15 protein-coding genes, 1 tRNA gene and 1 pseudogene are annotated in these 22,039 nt (G+C 72.3%); 3 read left to right on the top strand and 14 right to left on the bottom strand.

What is annotated here, in order from left to right; all coding sequences use genetic code 11:
* The first annotated feature begins 233 nt into the window (after positions 1-233).
* Entirely contained in the window at positions 234-710 is a 477-nt protein-coding gene (locus G443_RS14860; protein WP_026417632.1) for a hypothetical protein, read from the top strand.
* Positions 711-917: 207 nt separating this feature from the next.
* Here G443_RS14860 and G443_RS14865 read toward each other — a convergent pair.
* From G443_RS14865 to G443_RS14890, 6 genes are all read right to left on the bottom strand, one after another.
* Positions 918-991, bottom strand: a tRNA-Thr gene (locus tag G443_RS14865).
* Positions 992-1,159: 168 nt separating this feature from the next.
* Positions 1,160-2,404: a DNA polymerase III subunit delta' gene (locus tag G443_RS14870; RefSeq protein WP_051313598.1), complete on the bottom strand. Its 1,245-nt coding sequence runs from the start codon at positions 2,402-2,404 to the stop codon at positions 1,160-1,162.
* Positions 2,405-2,474: 70 nt separating this feature from the next.
* Entirely contained in the window at positions 2,475-4,502 is a 2,028-nt protein-coding gene (locus G443_RS14875; RefSeq protein ID WP_026417634.1) for a bifunctional MFS transporter/dTMP kinase, read from the bottom strand.
* Positions 4,503-4,856: 354 nt separating this feature from the next.
* Positions 4,857-5,144, bottom strand: coding sequence for a hypothetical protein (locus tag G443_RS14880; protein ID WP_155886032.1), 288 nt, complete (start codon positions 5,142-5,144; stop codon positions 4,857-4,859).
* Positions 5,145-5,375: 231 nt separating this feature from the next.
* Entirely contained in the window at positions 5,376-8,105 is a 2,730-nt protein-coding gene (topA, locus tag G443_RS14885; protein ID WP_030226182.1) for a type I DNA topoisomerase, read from the bottom strand.
* A gap of 606 nt (positions 8,106-8,711) precedes the next feature.
* Positions 8,712-11,030: a sodium-translocating pyrophosphatase gene (locus tag G443_RS14890; RefSeq protein WP_026417637.1), complete on the bottom strand. Its 2,319-nt coding sequence runs from the start codon at positions 11,028-11,030 to the stop codon at positions 8,712-8,714.
* A gap of 219 nt (positions 11,031-11,249) precedes the next feature.
* On the opposite strand from G443_RS14890, the gene sftH reads away from it, so the two are divergent.
* Positions 11,250-13,622: a DEAD/DEAH box helicase gene (sftH, locus tag G443_RS14895; RefSeq protein ID WP_026417638.1), complete on the top strand. Its 2,373-nt coding sequence runs from the start codon at positions 11,250-11,252 to the stop codon at positions 13,620-13,622.
* 26 nt (positions 13,623-13,648) lie between these two features.
* Here the strand turns inward: sftH and G443_RS14900 are convergent, their stop codons facing one another.
* The 8 genes and pseudogenes from G443_RS14900 to ssd form a co-directional block, all read right to left on the bottom strand.
* On the bottom strand, positions 13,649-14,284 hold the full coding sequence (locus G443_RS14900; protein ID WP_026417639.1) for a bifunctional DNA primase/polymerase: 636 nt from the start codon (positions 14,282-14,284) through the stop codon (positions 13,649-13,651).
* A gap of 443 nt (positions 14,285-14,727) precedes the next feature.
* The gene (locus G443_RS14905; protein WP_162147271.1) at positions 14,728-15,105 is read right to left on the bottom strand and encodes an Rv3654c family TadE-like protein; all 378 of its coding nucleotides are present in this window, start codon (positions 15,103-15,105) and stop codon (positions 14,728-14,730) included.
* A gap of 465 nt (positions 15,106-15,570) precedes the next feature.
* A pseudogene (locus tag G443_RS14910) lies at positions 15,571-15,939 on the bottom strand (TadE family type IV pilus minor pilin); the annotation flags it as partial.
* On the bottom strand, positions 15,939-16,112 hold the full coding sequence (locus G443_RS14915) for a DUF4244 domain-containing protein (protein WP_269808388.1): 174 nt from the start codon (positions 16,110-16,112) through the stop codon (positions 15,939-15,941). The pseudogene G443_RS14910 and the gene G443_RS14915, both read right to left, overlap by 1 nt.
* A gap of 243 nt (positions 16,113-16,355) precedes the next feature.
* Positions 16,356-17,084 (bottom strand): type II secretion system F family protein, encoded by a 729-nt coding sequence (locus tag G443_RS14920; RefSeq protein ID WP_030226171.1) that lies wholly within the window; start codon positions 17,082-17,084, stop codon positions 16,356-16,358.
* Positions 17,081-17,887, bottom strand: coding sequence for a type II secretion system F family protein (locus G443_RS14925; RefSeq protein ID WP_155886034.1), 807 nt, complete (start codon positions 17,885-17,887; stop codon positions 17,081-17,083). Before G443_RS14925 ends, G443_RS14920 begins: the two co-directional genes overlap by 4 nt.
* Entirely contained in the window at positions 17,875-19,083 is a 1,209-nt protein-coding gene (locus tag G443_RS14930) for a TadA family conjugal transfer-associated ATPase (protein ID WP_026417640.1), read from the bottom strand. Before G443_RS14930 ends, G443_RS14925 begins: the two co-directional genes overlap by 13 nt.
* Positions 19,080-20,180, bottom strand: a complete 1,101-nt coding sequence (gene ssd, locus G443_RS14935) for a septum site-determining protein Ssd (protein WP_026417641.1) — start codon at positions 20,178-20,180, stop codon at positions 19,080-19,082. The genes G443_RS14930 and ssd overlap by 4 nt, the downstream gene beginning before the upstream one ends.
* A gap of 875 nt (positions 20,181-21,055) precedes the next feature.
* Here ssd and G443_RS14940 point away from each other — a divergent pair.
* Entirely contained in the window at positions 21,056-21,886 is an 831-nt protein-coding gene (locus G443_RS14940; RefSeq protein WP_026417642.1) for an HAD-IB family hydrolase, read from the top strand.
* Positions 21,887-22,039 lie beyond the last annotated feature (153 nt).

The raw sequence follows: 22,039 nt of genomic DNA on the forward strand, positions 1-22,039 counted from the left end.
ACGGAATTCACCGAGCCACACCACCCCGACATTTCCCCTGCGGACAGGGAACAGGAGACCCCCTCGCTCCCGCTGCCCCGGCTGTCGGCCACGTGCCGCCGAGGACGAGTGCCCCGATCTGGTGAAGCTGGGCGACCAAGTCCCACGTCAGGGGCGCCGCTGGCACGATTTCTCCCAGGCCCCGGCCGTTCGCGCACGGCGGCTCGAGACCAGCGACGAGTACGGGTCAGGCGATGCGAGAGTACGAGTACGAGGACGAGGACGACTGCGCGGACGAGGATGACGACGAGGAATTCGCCCACATCAACCATTACTCGGGCGACGTGACCAACGTCGTGCGGGCGCGTGACATCCACGGGGATGTCAATTACTACGAGCGCGATCACGGAGTGTTCCACTACCACATATTCCGGTACGCGGGAGCCACTCTGTTCCTCACCCTGTTCGTCACAGCGGCCGCCTACTCCCATCTGGTCAACGACATGCGGCTCACGTGGTGGGAGTGGGCACTGCTACCGGTTGTCACCGCGGGCCTGGTCCTAGTGATGTTCCACACCCACTCCTGGATATACCCCAATCCCAGCTTTCGTTCGTTCCGCGCATTTCTTGCCATCGCACTCATCGCACTTGGGTACAACTACGGTCCTCAGCTGGATGTCGTTGGGGATGTCTCGCCCGTACTCGCGCACTGGATCGTGCTGCGGTTCTGAGCGGTCACGCGTGAGGACCGAGGTGGCGGTGGTACCGATGCGTGCCGATCGGGCGGCGTAGGGCTCGCCGCGAGCGCCGTCGGGAAGACGTCGCCGCGATCAGCGGCCAAGCCCGTCGCAGCCGGACCCGTCCCATCGATCTCCTACCCGACGAGAGCCCCCGAACGCGACGAAGCCCAGGCCTCGGGAGACCTGGGCTTCGGGCTGAGCCGCCTGAGGGAATCGAACCCTCGACCTACGCATTACGAGTGCGTCGCTCTGGCCGACTGAGCTAAGGCGGCGCGCTGCGGGCACAGCACGAACAGTCTAGCGAACGGGGAGCGACCGGGACGAGCGGGGTCGGTATTCCGGCGACCTCGTGCCTGCCCACGGGAGGAGGCAGGCGGGTCCGCCCGCGCCCCGTCCGAGGCAGCGGGGCCAGTGCCCCGCACACCGGGAGCTCGGTCAGGTCAGCCGCGCCACAGCACCATGAGCATGGCCTCCACGGCGATGCGCGGTTTGACGTTCGCGGCGAGCGCGTCCCGGCACTCCAGTACCGACTCCAGCCGGCGCAGCGTCGACTCCGGCGTCCACCGCGCCGCCGCCGACCGGCTGTCCGCCTCCCGGTCCGGGTGGTTCAGCGGCACCGCCGCCCCGGCCGAGAGGACGAGTACGTCCCGGTAGAAGGCCGTGAGGTCGATCAGCGCCTGGTCCAGCGAGTCACGCTGGGTGCGGGTGGTCCGGGACTTCTGCCGCTTCTCCAGCTCCCGGACGGCGGCGTTCGCTCCTCTGGTCGCCGCGGCGGTGCCCTTCCCCGTTCCGCCGGCGCCCATCGCCGTGCGCAGCGCCTCCTTCTCCTCCTCGTTCCGGATCTCGTTGGCTTCGACCGCGTCGGTCTCAGCGGCCTTGACCAGCTCGTCCGCGCACCGGAACACGTCGGCGGACCGGTGGAGCGCGGTGGGTATCGCCAGCACCGCCGCACGACGCTGCCTGGCGGCCTCGTCCGCCGCCAGGCGACGTGCCCGCTCCACGTGGCCCCCGCACACCGAAGCAGCCCAGTCGGCGAGTTCGGGGTCCACTCCGTCGTGGTCACGCAGTGCCCTGGCGATCTCCGCTGGGCGGGGGGTACCCAGCGCCAGCGGCCGGCATCGGGACCGGATGGTCACCGGGACGTCGTCGGGGTGGTCCGAGGGGGCGCACAGCAGGAACACCGTCCGCTCCGCTGGTTCCTCCACCGCCTTGAGCAGCGCGTTCGCCGCCCCCTCCGTCAACCTGTCCGCGTCCTCCACCAACACCACCTGCCAGCGGCCGGCGGTGGGTCGCCTGGCCGCCGTCTGCACGAGAGCGCGCATCTCGGCGACCGAGATCGACAACCCGTCCGGCGCGACGATCCGCAGGTCCGCGTGGGTCCCGGCGAGCGCGGTACGGCACCCCTGGCAGGCTCCGCACCCGGGTACCGGACCGGGGACGACGCACTGGAGCGCGGCGGCGAACACCCGCGCCACCGTCGTCTGCCCGGAGCCGGGGGGGCCGGTCAACAGCCAGGCGTGGGTCATGGCGCCCCCGCCAGTCCCTCCGCCGGAGACCGCCCCGGCCGCGGCGACCGCGGCGGCGTACAGCTCGGCCAGCACCGACCGCTGGCCCACGACCTCCGCCCAGACACCGGTGGTGGGAACCGCCGGCTGGCCGAGGACGGCTTCCACGCTCCCAGTCATCCCCACATTGTGCAGTCCCCCGCGAGGGGCCCCCGGAGCGGGCGAGCCCCTCGCGAACGGACCCGGCGGCTCAGGCCTCCGGCAGCGAGACCGTCCGCCCCTCGTACCCCTGGGAGTCGCTGATCATCCGGAAGCGGCGGTCCCGCAGCACGCGCCCCACCGACTCGCGGACACGCCGCTCGATCTCGTCCTCACTGCCGTCCGCGTCAACCACCAGGTAGCGGTCGGGATTGGCGGCCGCCATCTCTCCCAGCAGCCGCTTCACCTGCCAGTTGTGCTTGAGGTCCTCGGTGCCGGCCCCCCCGTCCGAACGGGGCTCCCGGTCGAGCAGCACCGTGATGTCCGCGTGGAGGCGCCCGGTCGCCCAGTCCCCCAGCCCCTCGAGTTCGCCTTGGGCCAGTCCCGCCGCCGCGCCGAAGTGGGCCAGCGGGCTGTCCACGTAGCGTTCCATCACCACGACGGCGCCCCCGTCGAGCGCGGGGCGGACCACCTGCTCCACCACATCGCTGCGCACGGCCGCCGCTACCAGCGCGTTGGCCCGAGCACCCGAGACCTCGACTGACTTGAGCACGTTGCGCAGGCGCTGCTCGTCCAACGCCGGGTCAGCGGCGAGCACCACCCGGTTGCCGCCGGCGGTCAACCAGTCCGTGAGCCGCCGCGCCTGCTCGGCGGTGTCCACCGCCGTGTCCCCCTCGACGGCGATCAGGAGGCCGTTGCCCTCCCGCCTGGACCGGAAGACGGCTCGCAGGTCGGCGAGGATGGGCCGGCTGCGCCGGTCGTCCATCTGGCGGTAGGCGACCACCCCGAGCACGGCGGCCACGACTCCGGCCCCGAGCAGGATGGGCCGGGTGGCGTCGACCTCGACCTGGGCCCCGAAGAAGGACAGCGTCCGTGGCCGCAGGATCGCCAGCAGGGTCGGCACGAGCGCCAGGGCGCCCACGAGCACCACCCGCAGCAGCGACTGGACCATCGCGACGGTCCGTCCCCGGACCGCGTCGTCCACCTGGGTGCCGATGATGGTGAGACCGGTCAGGAAGGCCACACCGGCGAATCCCCCCACCAGTGGGACCACCAGGAGCGCGATCCACAGGTGCGGGGCCAGCGCCACCGGGAACAGGGCCAGGCCGGCCCCGACGATGGCCGAGCCGAAGAGCCGGTTGTGCGGGATGCGTTGCGCGAACTTGGGCGCACCCGCCATGCCACCGGCCAGCCCGAGGAAGATGGCGGCGAACAACAGGCCGTACCCGGTGTCACCGGCGGAGAGGCTGTTGGAGTAGAGCTGGGCGGTGGCGACCACGGCGCCCCCCGCGGCCACCGCACCGATGACACCGATGACCAGACCGCGGATCAACGGGGTGGTGCCGATGAAGCGGAACCCGTCCCGGAGCATTGACAGCGCTCCTGGCCGCTTCGCGGCCACGGCCTCGCCGCCGTCGCTCCCCTCGGAGGCGGGCTGGGGTGTCTCCCGTGCTTCCCCCGAGGCCTCATCACCGACCCTGCGCCGCAGGGACAGCTCCGGGATCCTGGTCGCCACGAGGATGGCGGACGTGAGGAAGAGCAGACCGTTGACGACCACCGCGATGTAGGCGATACCCAGTTCGCTCTCGAGCTGGAGGATCGGTCCGATCGCCGTGATCAGCGCGTACAACCCGGCACCGCTGATCACGGAGATGCCGTAGGTCATCACCAGGCTGAGCTGGTTGGCGGTCTCCACCTGGTCCCGCCGGCGCAGCAGGTTGGGGATCGCCGAGTCCTTCGCGGGTATCCACAGCAGCGCGCAGCAGCCGATGAGGAAGTTGGCGACGAACAGCCACAGCAGTGGGCCCGTCACGCTGTCCGACAGCGAACCGACCAGCGGGATGGAGAGGAAGAACAGGCATCGCAGGCTGTCGCAGACCACCATCACCTTGCGGCGGTCGAACCGGTCGGCGAGGATCCCCCCCACCGGGGCGAATAACAAGCCCGGCAGGAGTTGGGTCAGGACGACCGCGCTCAGGGCGAAGCTCTGGGCCAGGTAACTGTCGGTGAACTTGGCGACCAGTCCCGTCAGCGCCAGGAATGACAGCCAGTCACCCATGCTGCAGATCGCGCTGACCATCCACAACCGGCGGAACGCCGGGATGGCCAGAACGCTCCGTATCCGGTGGGCGGTCGTGGTGCCCGTTCCCCCGGTTTGCTGGCCAGTCGGAATGGCCGGCTGCGCCGCGCTAATGCTGACCACCCCCTGTTGGCCGTCGCTGCAAGGACCTGCGCTCAGAGTAGTCGGAAAATGTGATCAAGACGGCCGAACCGGCTGTCCGGGTGATGACAGCGATCACAGCACGTCCCCTCCGACCCCGGCTTCGCACGCTACGTCCCCGACGTTGAGGATTCGCTGAGGACACCGGTCCCTCGGTCAGGGGTCGGGGAGCACGGCAGGACGACGGAACGGACATCCCGCCTCCCCCGAAGGTCATGAGACCCAGTGGGCACCGATGATGACCGCGAGCATCAGCAGCGCCATGACCAGCGGAAGCAGTCGATGGGGAGTGGGGCCGGGCCGCTCCGCGATCACCTCGGGCATGGGGTAGGAGCCAGCCGCGCTCTCGGCCCACACCTCGGGGGAGACGGATTCCCGGTGAGGAGCTCGGGACTGGCTCGGGCGCGGGGCCGCCCCCCAGAGCCCGCCCTCCCGCTCGGCCGCGCGCCGCATCCGCTCACTCGGCTCGGGTGGGCGCACCGCGGCGACCGGCGCTGCCACCGCACCGGGTTCGCCAGGCCGAACCGCCGTCCACGCCGTCACCGGACCACCGGCGGCGTCGGTCCGCGGCGGTGGGGCGGGTGGGGCCTGGGTCCCGTCAGGCCCGGTCAACGCGTCCCCGAACATAGGCGCCACCTCCTGAGCACCCTCCTCAGGGTAGGGGTGCCCCGACGGCGGGCGCCCAACCGCCGCCCGGGGCCTTGCTCCGGTGCTCCCGCCTCGGCGGCCCGGTCAGGACTTGCTGGACGTCGCGCGCTTCCGGCCCCGCTTCGGGGTGGTGCCCTTCGCCCTCCGCTCCGCCAGCAGTTCGGCGGCTCGTTCGTCGGTCAGGGTCTCGACCGCGTCGGCCTTGCGCAGCGAGGCGTTGGTCTCACCGTCGGTCACGTAGGGGCCGAACCTGCCGTCCTTGACGACCATCGGCTTGCCGGAGGCGGGGTCGGAGCCCAGCTCACGCAGCGGCGGGGCGGCGGCGGCCGTGCGCCTCCCCCGCTTCTTGGGCTCCGCGTAGATGCGCAGGGCCTCCTCGAGGGTGATGTCGAAGAGCTGCGCCTCGGAGTCGAGCGAACGGGAGTCCGTTCCCCTCTTGAGGTACGGGCCGTACCTGCCGTTCTGCGCGGTGATGTCGGTGTCGGTCTCCGGATCCCGTCCGACGACGCGGGGCAGGGACAGCAGCCGCAGGGCGTCGGCGAGCGTGATCGTGTCCAGCGACATCGACTTGAACAACGATCCCGTCCTGGGCTTGCCCTTCTCGTCCTCACCGAGGACCTCGGTGACGTAGGGCCCGTAGCGGCCCTCCTTGGCGATGATCTCGCGCCCGGTGTCCGGATCGGTGCCCAGCGAACGCCCTTCCATCGGAGTGGCGAACAGCTTCTCGGCGATCTCGGGGTTCAACTCGTCCGGCGGCAGGTCCTCGGGCAGGTTGGCGCGCTGGGCGCCCTCCCCCCCGGCCGCGTCGGGCGCCGCCTCCCGCTCGAGGTAGGGGCCGTAACGGCCGACCCGTACGGTGACGGTCCTCCCGTCGGCGTCGGTGAACATGGGGATGGAGTTGATCTCCCTGGCGTCGATGTGCTCGACGCCGGAGCCGACCAACTTCTTCAGCCCGCCCGCTCGGCCCACCGATCCGCTCGGGCCGATGTCACCCCCGAAGTAAAAGTCCGACAACCACGCCGTGCGTTCCTGGCGGCCCGCGGCGATCCCGTCGAGCTCGTCCTCGAGGCCGGCGGTGAAGTCGTAGTCGACGAGGCGACCGAAGTGCCGTTCGAGCAGTCCCACGACGGCGAAGGCCACCCAGGACGGCACCAGGGCCGAGCCCCGGCGCCAGACGTACCCCCGGTCCTGGATGGTGCTGATGATGGAGGCGTAGGTGGAGGGGCGGCCGATCCCGAGCTCCTCCAGCGCCTTGACCAGGCTTGCCTCGGTGAACCGGGGCGGCGGGTTGGTGGAGTGACCCTCCGGGTCGAGGGAGGAGGCGGTGACCCGCTGGTCCTCGGTGAGCACCGGCAGTCGGCGCTCGGCGTCGTCCGCCTCGCCACCGGCCTCCGAATCCACCGACTCCACGTAGGCCTTGAGGAAACCGGCGAAGGTGATCGTCCGCCCGGACGCCGCGAACACGCACCGCTCGCCGTCACGCGCGGTCCCGCTGATCCGCACGCTCAGCGTCGTGCCCCTGGCGTCGGCCATCTGCGAGGCGATGGTCCGCTGCCAGATCAGCTCGTAGAGCCGGAACTCGTCGGTCTCCAACTCCCCCGCGACCTCGCCCGGAGTGCGGAACACCTCACCGGCGGGGCGGATCGCCTCGTGGGCCTCCTGCGCGTTCTTGACCTTCCGCGTGTACTGGCGGGGCTGGGGTGACAGGTACCGGTCGCCGTACAGCTCCGCCGCCTGGGAACGCGCCGCCGTGATGGCGGTGTCCGACAGGGTCGTCGAGTCAGTCCGCATGTAGGTGATGTAGCCGTTCTCGTACAGGCGCTGCGCGGTCCGCATGGTGCGCTCCGCCGAGAAGCGGAGTTTCCGCCCGGCCTCCTGTTGCAGGGTGGACGTCATGAAGGGCGCGTAGGGCCTGCGGGTGTAGGGCTTCTCCTCGACGCTGGACACCGTCAGTTCGGCGCCGTCGAGACCACGGGCGAGCTGGCGTGCCTCGTCCTCGGCCAGCACCCGCACCTCGCCGGAGCGGATGCGGCCGTCCGGCCCGAAGTCCCGGCCGGTGGCGAGCCTGTCCCCGTCGACGTTGACCAGCCGCGCCTGGAAGGTGCGGGGCTGTGCCTCGGGCCCGCCGTCGAGGACGGCGGCGATGTTCCAGTAGTCGGCCGAGACGAAGGCCATCCGCTCCCGCTCGCGTTCCACCACGATGCGGGTCGCCACCGATTGGACGCGGCCGGCGGACAGCTTGGGCATGACCTTCTTCCACAGCACGGGGCTGACCTCGTAGCCGTAGAGCCGGTCCAGGATGCGCCGGGTCTCCTGGGCGTCCACCAGGGAGTGGTCCAGATCCCTCGGGTTCGCCGCCGCCGCCCTGATGGCGGGCTCGGTGATCTCGTGGAACACCATGCGGCGCACCGGCACCTTCGGTTTCAGCGTCTCCAGCAGGTGCCAGGCGATGGCCTCGCCCTCGCGGTCGCCGTCCGTCGCCAGGTACAGCTCGTCGACGTCCTTGAGGGCGTCCTTCAACTCGCTGACGGTCGACTTCTTGTCGGGGGTGACGACGTAGAGCGGTTCGAAATCGTGTTCGACGTTCACGCCGAGGCGGGCCCACGGCTCGCTCTTGTACCTGGCCGGTACGTCGGCCGCTCCCCGGGGGAGGTCCCTGATGTGCCCCCGGGAGGACTCGACGACGAATCCACGCCCCAGGTACGAGGAGATCTTGCGTGCCTTGGCGGGCGACTCGACGATCACCAGCCGACGACCGCCGGAGCCCCCCGAACGGCTCCCGCCGCCCTTCTTCGCCCGTGTCGACCCTGCCACGCTCTCCTGCTCTCACTCGGTTCCCGGACTCGCCAGTGTGCACCGACAGCGACACTCCGCGCTGCCCAGGGTGACTCAGGAGCCACCTGGGCGCGCCCCCGCCCCACCCGTTCCAGGAGTGGAACGTCCAGCCTGGGCCGTTGTGTTCCGCGCCCCCGACCGCCGGGGCCGGCCGGCGCCCCTCATGGCTACTCAGAGTCATGCCGTTCCGCTGGCCGCGCCGCCTCGACCCCACATCGGGCGACGTTGGCCAGAGGCTGGTCCACCTCAGGAGGACGCCGGCCGGCGGAGGCGAGAAGCGCGGGACCCGCGACCACGGCGGCGCACGGGGACGGCGGCGCCACGGCGGCCGCGAGCTCACGCTGGGCCGTCGCGCGGGTGACGGGGAGGACGTGAGCACACACGAAACCTCCGCCGCGAGGGCACCCGCCCGTGCCTTCCCCGCTCGTCCCCGATCCTAGAACACACGTTCTACTCCGAAGGGGCACAAGTAGATCACGAGCGGGTGCCGTGCCGGGCCGGGCGGAGTCGTGGCGGTGGGTCAGACCGACCGATCGCCGGTGGGGGTGCCGGCGACGACGCCGGCACCCCCGACCGCCCGGTGGGTCAGGCGGTCGTGTTGGCGGGGTCCCGTGTCTCCTCGGGAGCCTCCTCACCGATGGCGGTGGAGCGCCGCTTGGAGATCACGACGGCGACGACGATGATGGTCACCGAGGCCAGGGCGATCAGCGCCCGGGCCACCGGCGACGCGCCGTCCCCGACCGAGAGGGTGACCACCGCCGGGGCGATGAGCACCGCGACGAGGTTCATGACCTTCAGCAGCGGGTTGATGGCGGGTCCGGCGGTGTCCTTGAACGGGTCTCCGACGGTGTCCCCGATCACGGTCGCCGCGTGCGCGTCCGAGCCCTTGCCCCCGTGGTGCCCGTCCTCGACCAGCTTCTTCGCGTTGTCCCATGCGCCGCCCGAGTTGGCGAGGAAGACCGCCATCAACGTCCCGGCCCCGATGGCACCGGCCAGGTAGCCGGCGAGGGGGCCCACCCCGAGGCCGAATCCCACCGCGATCGGCGCGAACACGGCGAGCAGGCCAGGAGTGGCCAGCTCCCGCAGCGAGTCCTTGGTGCAGATGTCCACGACTCGGCCGTACTGGGGACGCACCGTCCCGTCCATGATCCCCGGGTTGTTCCGGAACTGGGAACGGACCTCCATGACCACGGCACCGGCCGCCCTGGAGACCGCGTTGACCGCGAGCCCGGAGAACATGAAGACGACGGCTGCCCCGATCACCAGGCCGACCAGCAGCCCGGGGTTGAAGACGAGGAAGCCGGAGAGGTCGAAGGTCACGACTCCGGCGATACCGGCCAAGGCCGTCTGGATCGCGTCCGTGTAGGAACCGAAGAGCGCGGTCGCCGCCAACACCGCGGTGGCGATCGCGATGCCCTTGGTGATCGCCTTCGTGGTGTTTCCGACCGCGTCCAGGTCGGTGAGGATGCGCGCGGCCTCCGGATCGCTGTCCCCCGCCATCTCGGCGATGCCCTGGGCGTTGTCGCTGACCGGGCCGAAGGTGTCCATCGCGACGATGACGCCCACGGTGGTGAGCAGTCCGGTGCCGGCGAGGGCCACCGCGAACAGCGCGACGGTGATCGAGCCGGAGAGCAGGAACGCCCCGTAGACGGCCGCGCCGATCACCAGCGCCGTGTACACGGCGGACTCGAAGCCGACGGAGATCCCCGAGAGGATGACGGTGGCCGCCCCCGTCCGCGAGCTGCGGCCGACGTCCCGCACCGGCCGGTGCTCGGTGCCGGTGAACCGCCCCGTGAGCCAGAGGATGACCCCAGCGAGGACGATGCCGATCAACACCGCCGCGGCGGCGATGAGCGCGGGGTTGCCCTCGGTCGTGTTCTCGCCGCCGGTCAGCTCCGCGAAGGTGCTGGGGAGGTAGACGAAGGCCGCGATGACGGAGAGCACCGCCGAGATCGCCGCCGAGAGGTAGAACGCCCGGTTGATCGCTCGGAGGCCGTTCTCACCCTGGCGCGCCTTCGTCGTGTACACGCCGACGACCGCGGTCAACACGCCGATCGCGGGCACGATGAGCGGGAACAGCAGGCCGTGCGTGCCGAATGCCGCGGTACCCAGGATCAGCGCCGCGACGAGGGTGACGGCGTAGGACTCGAACAGGTCGGCGGCCATGCCCGCGCAGTCACCGACGTTGTCGCCCACGTTGTCGGCGATGGTCGCCGCGTTGCGCGGGTCGTCCTCCGGGATGTTCTGCTCGACCTTGCCGACCAGGTCCGCGCCGACGTCGGCCGCCTTGGTGAAGATGCCGCCGCCGACCCTCATGAACATCGCGAGCAGGGCGGCCCCGAAACCGAAGCCTTCGAGGACCTTCGGTGCCTGTCCGGCGTAGACCATGACCACGACCGCCGCGCCGAGCAGCCCAAGGCCGATCGTGGTCATCCCGACCACCCCACCCGTGCGGAACGCGATCCTGGTCGCCTTCTCCCGACCGCCGGGCTCACCGGCGGCGGCCGCGACCCGGAGGTTGGCCCTGGTGGACAACCACATCCCGAGGTAGCCGATGGCCGCGGAGAACGCGGCACCGATCACGAAGAACAGGGACCGGCCGATCCTCTCGTTCGCATCCTCGGCGGGGAGCGCGAACAGGAGGAGGAACACCAGAGCGACGAACACGCCGAGTGTGCGGAACTGCCTGCTCAGGTAGGCCGTCGCCCCTTCCTGGACGGCGACGGCGATCTCCTGCATCTTGCTGCTGCCCTGCCCGGCGGCGAGTACCTCCCGAAGCAGGAAGTATCCGACGGCGAGAGCGGCCAGAGCGACGACGGCGACGACGGCGACGACGCCGTAATCACCCCCGGACAGCTCTAGGCCCTGCGCCCAGGTGCTCTGGGCGAGGTGGAGCCGGGACATTCCGTCCTCCTGATTGGTCGCTTTCTGTGTCCGGGCCTGTCACGAGAGTGGCGACCCGCGTCATGGGCGCGGATTGTATTGGCCATATTGGTGGCGTACCTCACGGTGTGTCGATCAACTCATCTTTTCTTCGGCCAAAGCTCGCCGAAATCGTTGATCGCCTGCTAGCGGAGGTGGACCGGCCAAGATCTGGTGGTCCGGTTGTGCGAGGCTCGCGGCATGGACCGGGGACACGCGAGGACCCTGCTTGACCAGGTACTGGGTGGCGTCACGGCGGGCGAGGACCCGCTGACGCACGTCGCCACGCTGCCGGCACGGGACGGGGAGCATGCCGACTGGCCGGCCTGGGTGCCCGGTGCCCTGGTGGAACGTCTGCGGGGGTTCGGTATCGACAGGCCGTGGGCGCACCAGGTGGCGGCGGCCGACCTCGCGCGGGCGGGCCAGGACGTGGTCATCGCCACCGGGACCGCCTCCGGGAAGTCACTGGCCTACCAGCTCCCGGTCCTGGCTGGTCTCTCCGACGACCCCAGGGCGACGGCGCTCTACCTGTCACCGACGAAAGCCCTTGGCGCGGACCAGCTCAGGGCCGCCCTCGAGTTGTCGGAGCGGGACGTGCGGCCAGCCGCCTACGACGGCGACACCCCCCAGGAGGACCGGGAGTGGGTGCGTTCGCATTCCCGGTGGGTGTTCACCAACCCCGACATGCTCCACCTCGGTGTCCTGCCTCGGCACCAGCGGTGGGCGCGGTTCTTCCGCCGGTTGTCGTTCGTCGTCCTCGACGAGTGCCACACCTACCGCGGCCTGTTCGGCTCGCACGTGGCGGTGATCCTGCGGCGCCTGTCCAGGATCGCGGCTCGATACGGGGCCTCCCCCGTCTTCGTCCTGGCCTCCGCGACGACCGCCGATCCCCAGGGGAGCGCCACCCTGCTCACCGGTCGGGAGTGCGTCGCCGTCGCCCGGGACACCGCGCCGCGCGGCGAACGCGTCGTCGCGTTGTGGGAGCCTCCGCTCTCCTCCGACGGGGAAGTGGAGGGAGCGGCGCCCAGCAGGAGGTCGGCCGGGGCCGAGGCCGCGCGGATCCTCACCGACCTCGTCGTCGCCGGTGCCAGGACGCTCGTGTTCGTCCGGTCGAGGGTGGGCGCCGAACTGGCCTCGCTGCACGCCCGGGACGCGCTGGGGCAGGTGGACGCGGGTCTGCCAGCGCGGGTGGCCTCGTACCGCGCCGGCTACCTACCGGAGGAGCGCAGGGAGCTGGAGCGGGCACTGGCGTCCGGCGAGCTGCTGGGGCTCGCCACGACCAGCGCACTGGAACTCGGCATCGACATCGCCGGCCTGGACGCGGTGGTCGTCGCCGGCTACCCGGGGACCCGGGCGTCCTTCTGGCAACAGGCGGGGCGGGCGGGGCGGGCTGGGCAGAGCTCGCTGGTGGTCTTCGTGGCGCGGGACGACCCGATGGACACGTACCTGGTGCACCACCCCGAGGCACTGCTGGGGGCACCGGTGGAGTCCACCGTGCTCGACCCGGCCAACCCCCACGTCCTGGCGCCCCAACTGGCCTGCGCGGCCGCGGAACTGCCGCTCACCCCGGGCTGCTTACCCGCCCTGGCCGGTGGGCAGGCCGAGACGGTGCTGGCTGGACTGGTGGAGGCTGGAGTCGTGCGGCGCCGCCCGACCGGTTGGTACTGGACCCACCGGGACCGACCCCACGGCCAGGTGGACATCCGGGGGTCGGGCGGTGAGCAGGTCGTCGTCGTGGAGGGGGACACCGGTCGCCTGCTCGGGACGGTGGCTCCCGAGGCGGCGTGCTCGTCCGTGCACCCCGGTGCGGTGTACCTGCACCAGGGTGAGTCGTTCGTCGTCGACGAACTGGACCTCGCCGAACACCTCGCCCTGGTGCACCGGGAAACACCCGACTGGAGCACCTTCCCCCGCACGGTCACCGACGTCGTGGTGGTGGGGGAGGAAAGACGGCTGGAGTACCCGGGTGGTCTCACGGTCGGTTTCGGCGAGGTGGAGGTGATCTCCCAGGTCGTCGGATACCTGCGGCGGGCCCCGAGCGGGGCGGTGCTCGACCAGGTACCGCTGGACCTGCCGAGCCGGACCCTGCGGACGCGCGCGGTCTGGTACAGCCTCTCCGACGAGCTGGTGCGCGGAGTGGCGCCGGGGGGCGCCGGTCTCGACCCGGCGCGCGTCCCCGGCGCACTCCATGCGGCCGAACACGCGGCGATCGGCCTGCTACCGCTGTTCGCCACCTGTGACCGCTGGGACATCGGCGGCGTCTCCACCGTGGTCCACGAGCACACCGGGGAGGCAACGGTGTTCGTCCACGATGGACATCCGGGGGGAGCCGGATTCGCCGAGCGCGGTTTCTCCGCGCTGATGCCCTGGCTGGCGGCGACGCGGGAGGCCATCACCTCCTGCGAGTGTTCGGCGGGATGCCCGTCCTGCGTTCAGTCACCCAAGTGCGGGAACGGCAACGAACCGCTGGACAAGGCGGGGGCGGTGGTGGTGCTGGACCTGGTGCTGTCGTGCCTTCGGCGGTCGGGTACCCCTCTCGTGGCACCACTGGGGTCGGCGGACGAGGGCGGTTGAGCGCTGGTCGTGAGCGCGGCGCACCGTCAACGGCGCACGGTGAGCAGGCGCTCTCCCCGGGCACGCAGTTCCTGGGCCTCCGCGCGGACGGCGGCGGCGACGGCCTCCTCCACGAGGGTCACCGAGGGCAGCTTCCACCCGCACACCGAAGGCTTGACCCGCCAGTGCACGACACCGTGCTCGGCGGGGGTCGGCGGAAGGGTGATCCAACTTCCCCTGCCGTGCAGCACGACGCCAGGCTGGGCGAGGATTCGAGAGGGGGTCGTCGAGCCGGCGGCGACCAGGAAGAGCCAGGTGTTGTCCGGGGTGGCCACGATCGGGACGGGCTGGGCGTGCCGGCGGCGCAGCGTGCTGGCGATGCGGCGACCGAAGGGTGCGTCCACCTCCACGGCGTCGACGACGTAGCCGGTGGCCAGCAGGAGGCTGTAGGGACGCACGGACCACCAGGAAGCGGCCCTGTTCGCGTCCACCAGGAGGTGGTCGGCCCAGTCGGGTTCGACGGGCACCGGGCCGGAGTGCTCGGCCGCGGCGTCGCCGCCCACCCACTGGCCACCGTCGAGGTAGCTGCCAGGGAAGACCGGCCACTTCCGCCAGGCGAGGCCGATCGCCTCGGCGCGGAGTTCGATGCGGAAGGCATCACGCCATCCTCCGGACCAGTCCATGGTTGTCCGCCTCTCCTGATGTCACCACTGCGGTTCTTCGTGGGTGAGATCTCGATCACCGCCCACAACCAGTCAACGGCAGCCGGGAGCCACTCGATAACCACTCGTCGACAGCCGGTAGGTACGGCACGCCGAGTGCACCCACCTGACCGGGCGACCGAAGGTTCCACTTCGCCCCGCGTTCCTCCCCGGAACACCGAATCGCGCCGAACCCGCCGCTCACCGCCGGTCAACAACCATTCGACGCGTGCGGGACAACCCAGCCCGCCGAGGATGCTGGCGCCTTCGTCCACCGCTGCCCCGGCAGGTCTCCCCGCCCTGGCGGCCGTTCCCAGGGCGGCTCGGCCCGGGCGGGAGATGCCGGTGGTCGGCCGAGGAGGGCCGACCGGCCACCGCTACCCGGTGCGGCCACGACCCGCCGCGGGCCGCTGGTGGTACCCGGTTCACCGGGCGACGAGGACACCGGACCTGGCGCGGGCGTGGACCGCACCCAGGAACTCGAACCCGGGGGCTTCGGCGCGCACCTCCACGCGGTAGTCCGCGATTCCCGGCTCGCAGGAGACCAGGACCGTGTCCATCCTCGTCGCGATCAGCTCCGCGCCCCCACAGGCGTTCGGGTCGCCCTCCAGCGCCCGGGTGGCCGCCGCGAGGGCCGCCAGCTCGGCGGCGGTGACGGCTCGCTGGCGGGTGAGTGAGACGACACCCAGGGCGACACCGAGTGCCAGGGCGATCACCAGTACCGCCAACAACACCGTGGACAGGATCGTGGCGAAACCTCCCTCCAAGCTGGGAGCGCCCGATCCAGGGCTCAGACCGGACAACGCTGGCTCACCTCCCCGCGAACCGATCCGTGGTCGGCCCGTCCGGGATGCCGCTCGACGTGAGGTCCCGGGCGGGGAGCGTTCCCCGGCCGCCTTCGGTCCCGCTCGGAGGGCATGTGTGGCGACACCCCCGACTGCCCCCGCACGCCGCACGTCCGGCGGCACCGATCGAACACCGCGTGGTCGCGTGCCCAGGTGCGGGGAGGGAGATCCCCACCGATCCGCCCCCCGCCGGCCACGGCGGCCCGCTCCCGGTGAGTTCCGCACCCAGGCGGGGTGGAGCTCGTGCGGTTCCGAGCCAGCCCGCGACGACACCGGGAAGTCCCTGCCGCTCCCGGCCGCACGTGGGGTGACGGGTGGTGTTGACGAGGGTGGGGCAGCCGTGTCGGGCGCCGACGCCTGTTCGGGGCGGGGTGTCGGGGGCGGGCCGGCCGGTCGGCCGGTCGGCACGTCGGGTTCCGCCACCGCATAGGCGCGAGCGGTGACCTTCACCGGTGGGACCAGCCCCCCGAGGGGGGCCGCTTCGACCAGGGCTTCGATCTCGTCACCCTGGACTCGTAGCGTCAGGCTCGCCCCGACCGGCGCGACCCGCCGGACCGCGACCTCCGCCCGGCCCTGCTCTCCCCGTGCGGCGAGCCTGGCGGCGATCCCGGCGGCGTCCTGGCAGCGCAGTTGGGCGACCATCACGGCGAGAGCGCCGATGGCGAGTGCGAGAACCACGGCCAGGGAGCCGATGGCCAGTGCTGCCTCCACCGTGACGGCGCCCCGCTCAGCGCTGACGGCGACCTCCTCGCGCGGGGCGCGCGCGACAGGTCGTTCACGGGCCGCTGCCATCAGAAGCCCACGGAGAGGGCGCGTTGGACCAGCGAGGCGAGCGCGGAGGCCACGGAGTCACCGGTGACCAGCGTGTACAGCACCGCCGCGAGCGCGGCGGCAGCCACTGTCCCGATCGCGTACTCGGCGGTGCTCATCCCCTCCTCGCCGGTCGTGGCGGACGCGGGGAGCACCTGGGCCGGTCCTCGTGAGGGGGACACCGAGCGGTGGCGCCCGGGCGCCGCTCGTGTCCGGGACCGGGCCACCCACCTGGCGGCGTGCCACGACGGCCAGGACGATCGCGGCTGGTCGGGTTGCCGAAGACGGCGGTAGAGACGGGCCAGGGGCGATGGCCCCTGGAACGACGGGCGGGACATCGGCTGCTCCTCAGGGAAGGGGGTGGGTGGAGGCGGTGTGGACGGTGGAGGGTGGTCGAGTCACCAGGTCGAGAGGACGTCGGCGGCCAGTCCGACGAGCACGGGCACGACTCCGAGCAGGAGGAATGCGGGAAGGAAGCACAGGGCGAGTGGCGCGGCCACCAGCACGCCCGCCCGTTGCGCGTCGGCCTCGGCGGTGTCGAGGGCGGCCGCTCGCGATTCGCGCGCCAGCCGTTCCGCTGTCTCCGCCAGCGCCGACCCAGCGCTCGCGCTGCGCCGCACGGCGGTGGCCAGCTCCCGCAGCTCCGGTTGGGCGCGGGCGGGTCTCCAGGCGGTCGCGGCGTCCTCCCCCCGCACGAGGAGGTCGGCGACCAACCGCAGGGGGCGGGCCACGACGCGGCAGTCCGAGTGGTCGAGCTCGTCGGACGCCAGCCGAACGGCGGCGGGTGGTGACATCCCCGAGCGCAGGCAGGCCGCGAGCAGGTCCCAGGTGGCGGCGAGGGTCGCGGGGTCCGGCGGCCGGCTCCGCCGCCGGCCGGCGTGCCAACGGTCCACGAGGACGGTGAGCACCGCAGCGGCCACTCCGACCGGCAGGGCGGCCGGCCCCTCCGCGAGGAGGAACCCGACAACCGCCGCCGCCCCCGCTCGGACCGCCGGCCCGTTGGTCAGGATCTTCACCCGGCGCTCGTGGACTGGGCTGGTGGTCCGAAGGCGACGCCGTGCCACCCGCCAACCGAGTGGCGCGACCACGACCGCCACCGCCCAGACCATGATGGTGACGGCCGTCATCGGATCGTCCTGGTCGTCAGGTGGTGGATCCACCAGGAACCGGTGGTGACGAGCAACGACCCGGCGACGAGCAGGGCTCCGCCGGCGCTCGTACCCAGCAGGACCGCGACCGGCCCCGCCCCGACCGCCTCCCCCAGCCCGAGCGCGAGGAGGGGGAGTCCGGCCAGCAGTGTTCCCGTGGCCCGGGGGCCGGCCATCCTCGCCCGCACGTTGTCGGCGAACCGAAGCCGGTGCGCCACGTCGCAGCGCACGGCGTCCAGGACGAGTGCCAGCGGCAGCCCGTGGGTGGTCGCCAACGACCAGGCGCGACCGAGCCGGGCGGGGACGTCGGAGGAGAGCCCGGTGGCGCCTGGCCGCGCCAGTTGGCGTTCGACGTCGCCTCCCAGGTGAACCGTGGCCGCCACCCGATCCAGCAGAGCCGACACCTCCGACCCGCTGTCGGCGGCGGCACGCCGCACCGCCGCTTCCGGGTGGGCGCCGGATCTGAGGTCGGCGACCAGCCGGCCCAGGCTGGCGCACCAATCCCTGGTCACGTCGAGCGTTCGGGCGATGCGACGAGACGCGCCTCGGCGCGCCCACCACCCCAGCAGCACCACGACGCTGGAGACCCCGAGCGCCCAGCCGCCGACCAGACCCGCGACGGCGGGACCGAGGAGGACGAAGGCTCCGGTCGCGTGGCGCGTTGCCCGTCCTCCCAGCCCGCGCTCGGGCCCCGCGGCGCCGCGCCTCAGACGACGAACAGCGCCGCCCCCGGGCAGCGGAAGCAGGGCCGTGCCGATGGCCAGCGTGATCAGGCCGAACACGAAGCCCACCCCCCTCGGTGGCGCACCAGCTCCGCCAGGTCCTCCCACGCCGGCCCCCGCCCAGCTCCCCGCCGCCATGCTGGCGTGACCACGACACGGTCGGTCTCCTTCGCCAGGACGCTGATCGAGTCGAGGACCCGGTCGCCGCCGGGTAGGCGGACCATGTGCAGCACGAGCCGGACAGCCGCTCCCAGCTGGCTGTGCAGAGCGGCCCGCCCCAGCCCTCCCAGGGCGGCCAGCGCCTCCACCCGGGCTGGCACCTCGGCGGGCGAGTTGGCGTGCAGGGTCCCGGCTCCGCCCTCGTGGCCGGTGTTCAGGGCGGCCAACAACTCGCACACCTCCTCACCGCGCACCTCGCCGACGACCAACCGGTCAGGTCGCATGCGCAGCGCCTGGCGGACGAGGTCGCGGGTGCTGATGCGACCGGCTCCCTCGACGTTGGGGGGACGGACGACGAGTCGTACGAAGTGCGGGTGGTCCGGGCGCAGTTCGTGCGCGTCCTCGACGCAGACGACGCGTTCCCCTGGCGGGACCGCACCGAGCATCGCCGCGAGCAGGGTGGTCTTCCCCGAACCGGTCCCGCCCACCACGAGGAAGGAGAGGCGGGCGAGCACCACCTGGCGCAGCAGCACCGCGATGCTCTCGTCGAACGTGCCGCTGGCCCGGAGTCCGGCCAAGGTGTGCGCGGCGGGCCGGAGAACCCGGAGCGACAGGCTGGTGGACCGCACGATGGGTGGCAGCACCGCGTGCAGGCGGACCTCGCCGTGCGACGTGGTCTCGGGAAGCCAGGCGTCGACGAAGGGAGACGCCTCGTCGAGACGCCTCCCGACCGCCGCCGCGAGCCGTTGGGCGAGCCGGCGGACCGCGTCCTCGGTATCGAAGGAAACGTCGGCTCTCACGAGGCCGCCGCCCCGGTCGACCCACACCTCGTCCGGGCTGGTGACCAGCACATCGGTCACAGTGGTGTCCCGAACGAGTTCGGCCAGCGGGCCCAGGCCCGCGAACTCCTGGTGCAGGACGCGGAGGGCGTGCAGGACGTCGGCATGTCCCACCACACCGGCCTCGGCGCGAACCGCGCGAGCGATGGCGGTGGGGGTCGTGGGCGACGCCGATTCGGCCAGTCTGCGGCGAGTGCGGGCGACGAGCGCTCCGGAGCGCACCCGCTCACCGGCGGTCGTGCTCGTCGAGGGATTCACGCCGCGCTCCCCTGCGCCGCCGACGGACCCGCCGCGCCGAGCACCCGTTCCGCCGCCGTGGCGAGAGGGCCGCGTGGACGGCCTCGGAAGGCTCCCCGGTCCAGGCGCCCCGCCAGACCTGGCTCCGGTCTCATCGTCGTCAGCACCGGGACTCCGACGGCTGTCGAGACGTCCCGTGCGGTGAGTCCTCCCGGAGCCGGGCCACGGACGACCAGTCGGGGTTCGCAACCGTGGTGGGTGAGCCGACGGACGAGCGCACCGGCCGCGGCGCAGGCCCGGACCTCCGCGGGAACGACGAGCACGCAGAGCGTGAGCCGCCACAGGCACGCCACGACGGCGGGAGGCAGCTCCCGGGGCAGGTCGAGGACCACGGGTTCTCCGGCTCGGTGCCCGGCGTCGAGGACGGCGAGCAGTGCTTCCGGGCTGGGCGGCTCGGTCGGCGCTCCTCCGGCGCTCGGACGGTCGCAGGACAGCACCGTGAGCCGTCCCGCCCCCTCGTCCACCGCGGGGAGAGCCGAGCGCAACGTGCTCGCGGTAAGCCGCCCGGTGGCGGTCGAGCAGCCCGACCACCGCAGGCCCGACACCTTCTCCATGCCCAGCGCCAGGTCGAGGCCCCCTCCGAGGGGATCGCAGTCGACCAGCAGCGGATGGCCGCCCCACCTGGCCGAGGCCCAGGCCACCGAGGCGGCGAACGTGGATGCTCCCGCCCCGCCCCGGCCACCGAGGACACCGACGACGGGGGCGGCGCGGGTGGCGGGGGGCTCGGTGGCGTCGGCCAGCGCGGTGACCAGGAGTTCGTCGTCTCCGGGGAGTGTGACGACCCGGTCCACGCCCAGCAGCACCGCCGCGCGCCAGTTCCCTTCGGGCAGCGGACTGGTCGAAACCGCGAGAACTCCCCGTCTCCGCCCGAGGCCGGCCTCGGGCAACCGGGGCAGGGTGTCCGCGCCGACCAGCACCAGGGGTGCGGCCGCCCACCGCCGTCGCGCCTCGGCGATGTCCCACACCCGATCGACTTCGCACCCGGCCGCGGCCGCGACCCGCAGCACCTCGTCAGCGAGCTCGTCGTCCTCGACGAGCACCAGCGTTCGCGTCTCCACCGCGCACCTCCTGTCCGGACGGCTGCCGGGACGACGTCCCGAACTCGCGTCTCCACAGTGGCCCGGTCTCCGGATTCCGACGAGGGGCTGGACACCGCCCTGTGGACAACCGTCGGTTGTGGACAACTCGGCCGCCGAGCCGCGTCCCGGGCCGACCGAGGAGTACGTCTCCCCACCGGCCACTGCCAGGTGTCACGCCGGTGTCGCGCTGCCGACCGCACGCCTCCGAGCCGGCTGGTGTCCTCGCCCCCCGGGGGGCGAGGGACCCCTTCCGCGCAGGGGTGGGGTGACGGGGAGTCCCCGGGCCAGCGGGGTCCCTCCCGCCGCGCGAACGGCGATGCGACGAGCCCCCGCGTCGGACGGAGCGGGGGTCGCCGCTTCCGGTGGGCGGCGCGGGGCACGTCCGCGCGGCGACCTCGGCGCTCCAGGCCCCGCTCGCGTCGGGCGGGGTCCCTCGGCTCGGCTCCGGGCGCGCCCCGAAGCCGCTCGCCGCACCGGGAAGCGGGAACACCGCGAGCTTGCCGGCGTCCAGGTCGCTGATCGGCACCGTTCCCCGAGGCGGGCGTCCGGACGGCCCACCGAGGAGGCGGGAGGAACGGGATGGCCTCGGCCGGCGCGGGTCAGGAGCGCGGAACCCACGGCGCGCGTGGAGGGGCCTGGGCGGGTCGCGTGCTGGCGGGTGACCGACCCCGGAGATGGGACGACCCCCGCCAGGGGGGAGGGACGGGGGTCGTCAGGGGTTCAGCCCCGGGGGGTCGAGCTGAACCCGTCCGGCGCTGCCGGACGTCTCTACTGTATCCCGCTCGGAGGCTCCGATGCGCCGAGTCCGCGCGAGCGCTCACCCACTATGACCTACCGGCACCTATGCTGTCGACGTGACGGCCACGAAGAGCGCCGAGCAGACGACGCGGCCCCCCAGGGTGGCCGCGTTCTTCGACCTCGACAAGACAGTCATCGCGAAGTCGAGCACCCTCGCGTTCAGCAGGCCCTTCTTCCAGGAAGGGCTCATCAACCGCCGCGCGGTGCTCAAGAGCGCGTACGCGCAGTTCGTCTTCATGCTCGCCGGGGCCGACGCGGACCAGACCGACCGGATGCGCGCGCACATCACCTCGCTCTGCGCCGGGTGGGATGTGGAACAGGTCCGGTCCATCGTGGAGGAGACCCTGCACGACATCGTCGATCCCCTGGTCTACAAGGAGGCGACCCAGCTCATCGCCGACCACCGCGAGCAGGGGCACGACGTGGTCGTGGTGTCGGCGTCCGGGGAGGAGGTGGTGGCCCCGATCGCGCGGATGATCGGCGCCGACCACAGCATCGGCACGCGAATGGTGGTCACGGAGGGCCGCTACACCGGGGAGATCGACTTCTACTGCTACGGGGAGAACAAGGCCGTCGCCGTGGCGGAGCTCGCGGAGACGCGCGGGTACGACCTCAGCTCGAGCCACGCCTACTCGGACTCGGTGACCGACCTCCCCCTGTTGGGCGCGGTCGGCCATCCCACCGTGGTCAACCCCGACCGCGCGCTGCGCAAGGAAGCCGCGCAGCGGGGGTGGCCGTCGTTGACCTTCGACCACCCGGTCTCGCTCCGCAACAAGATCCCCACCCCGTCCGGGACGGCCGTGGCGGCGGCGGCCGTGGGCCTCGGGGCGGTCGCGGCGGCCGGTGTCGCCTGGTTCGGGGTTCGCCGTCGTCGGAACCGCGGCTGAGACGCGGCCGCCCCTAGCCGGCCTTTCCACTCGAACGGGCACCTTGCCGGGGGCGGTGAGTCGAGCTACAAAGGAGTTGAGGAGCCCGTACGGCCAGGGATGACGCGGAGGAGAAGCGTCATCCACCCCGGAAGGGCGCCTGGCTCGAACGGC

It is taken from the genome of Actinoalloteichus caeruleus DSM 43889 (assembly GCF_000429185.2).
Classification (GTDB): Bacteria; Actinomycetota; Actinomycetes; order Mycobacteriales; family Pseudonocardiaceae; genus Actinoalloteichus_B; species Actinoalloteichus_B caeruleus.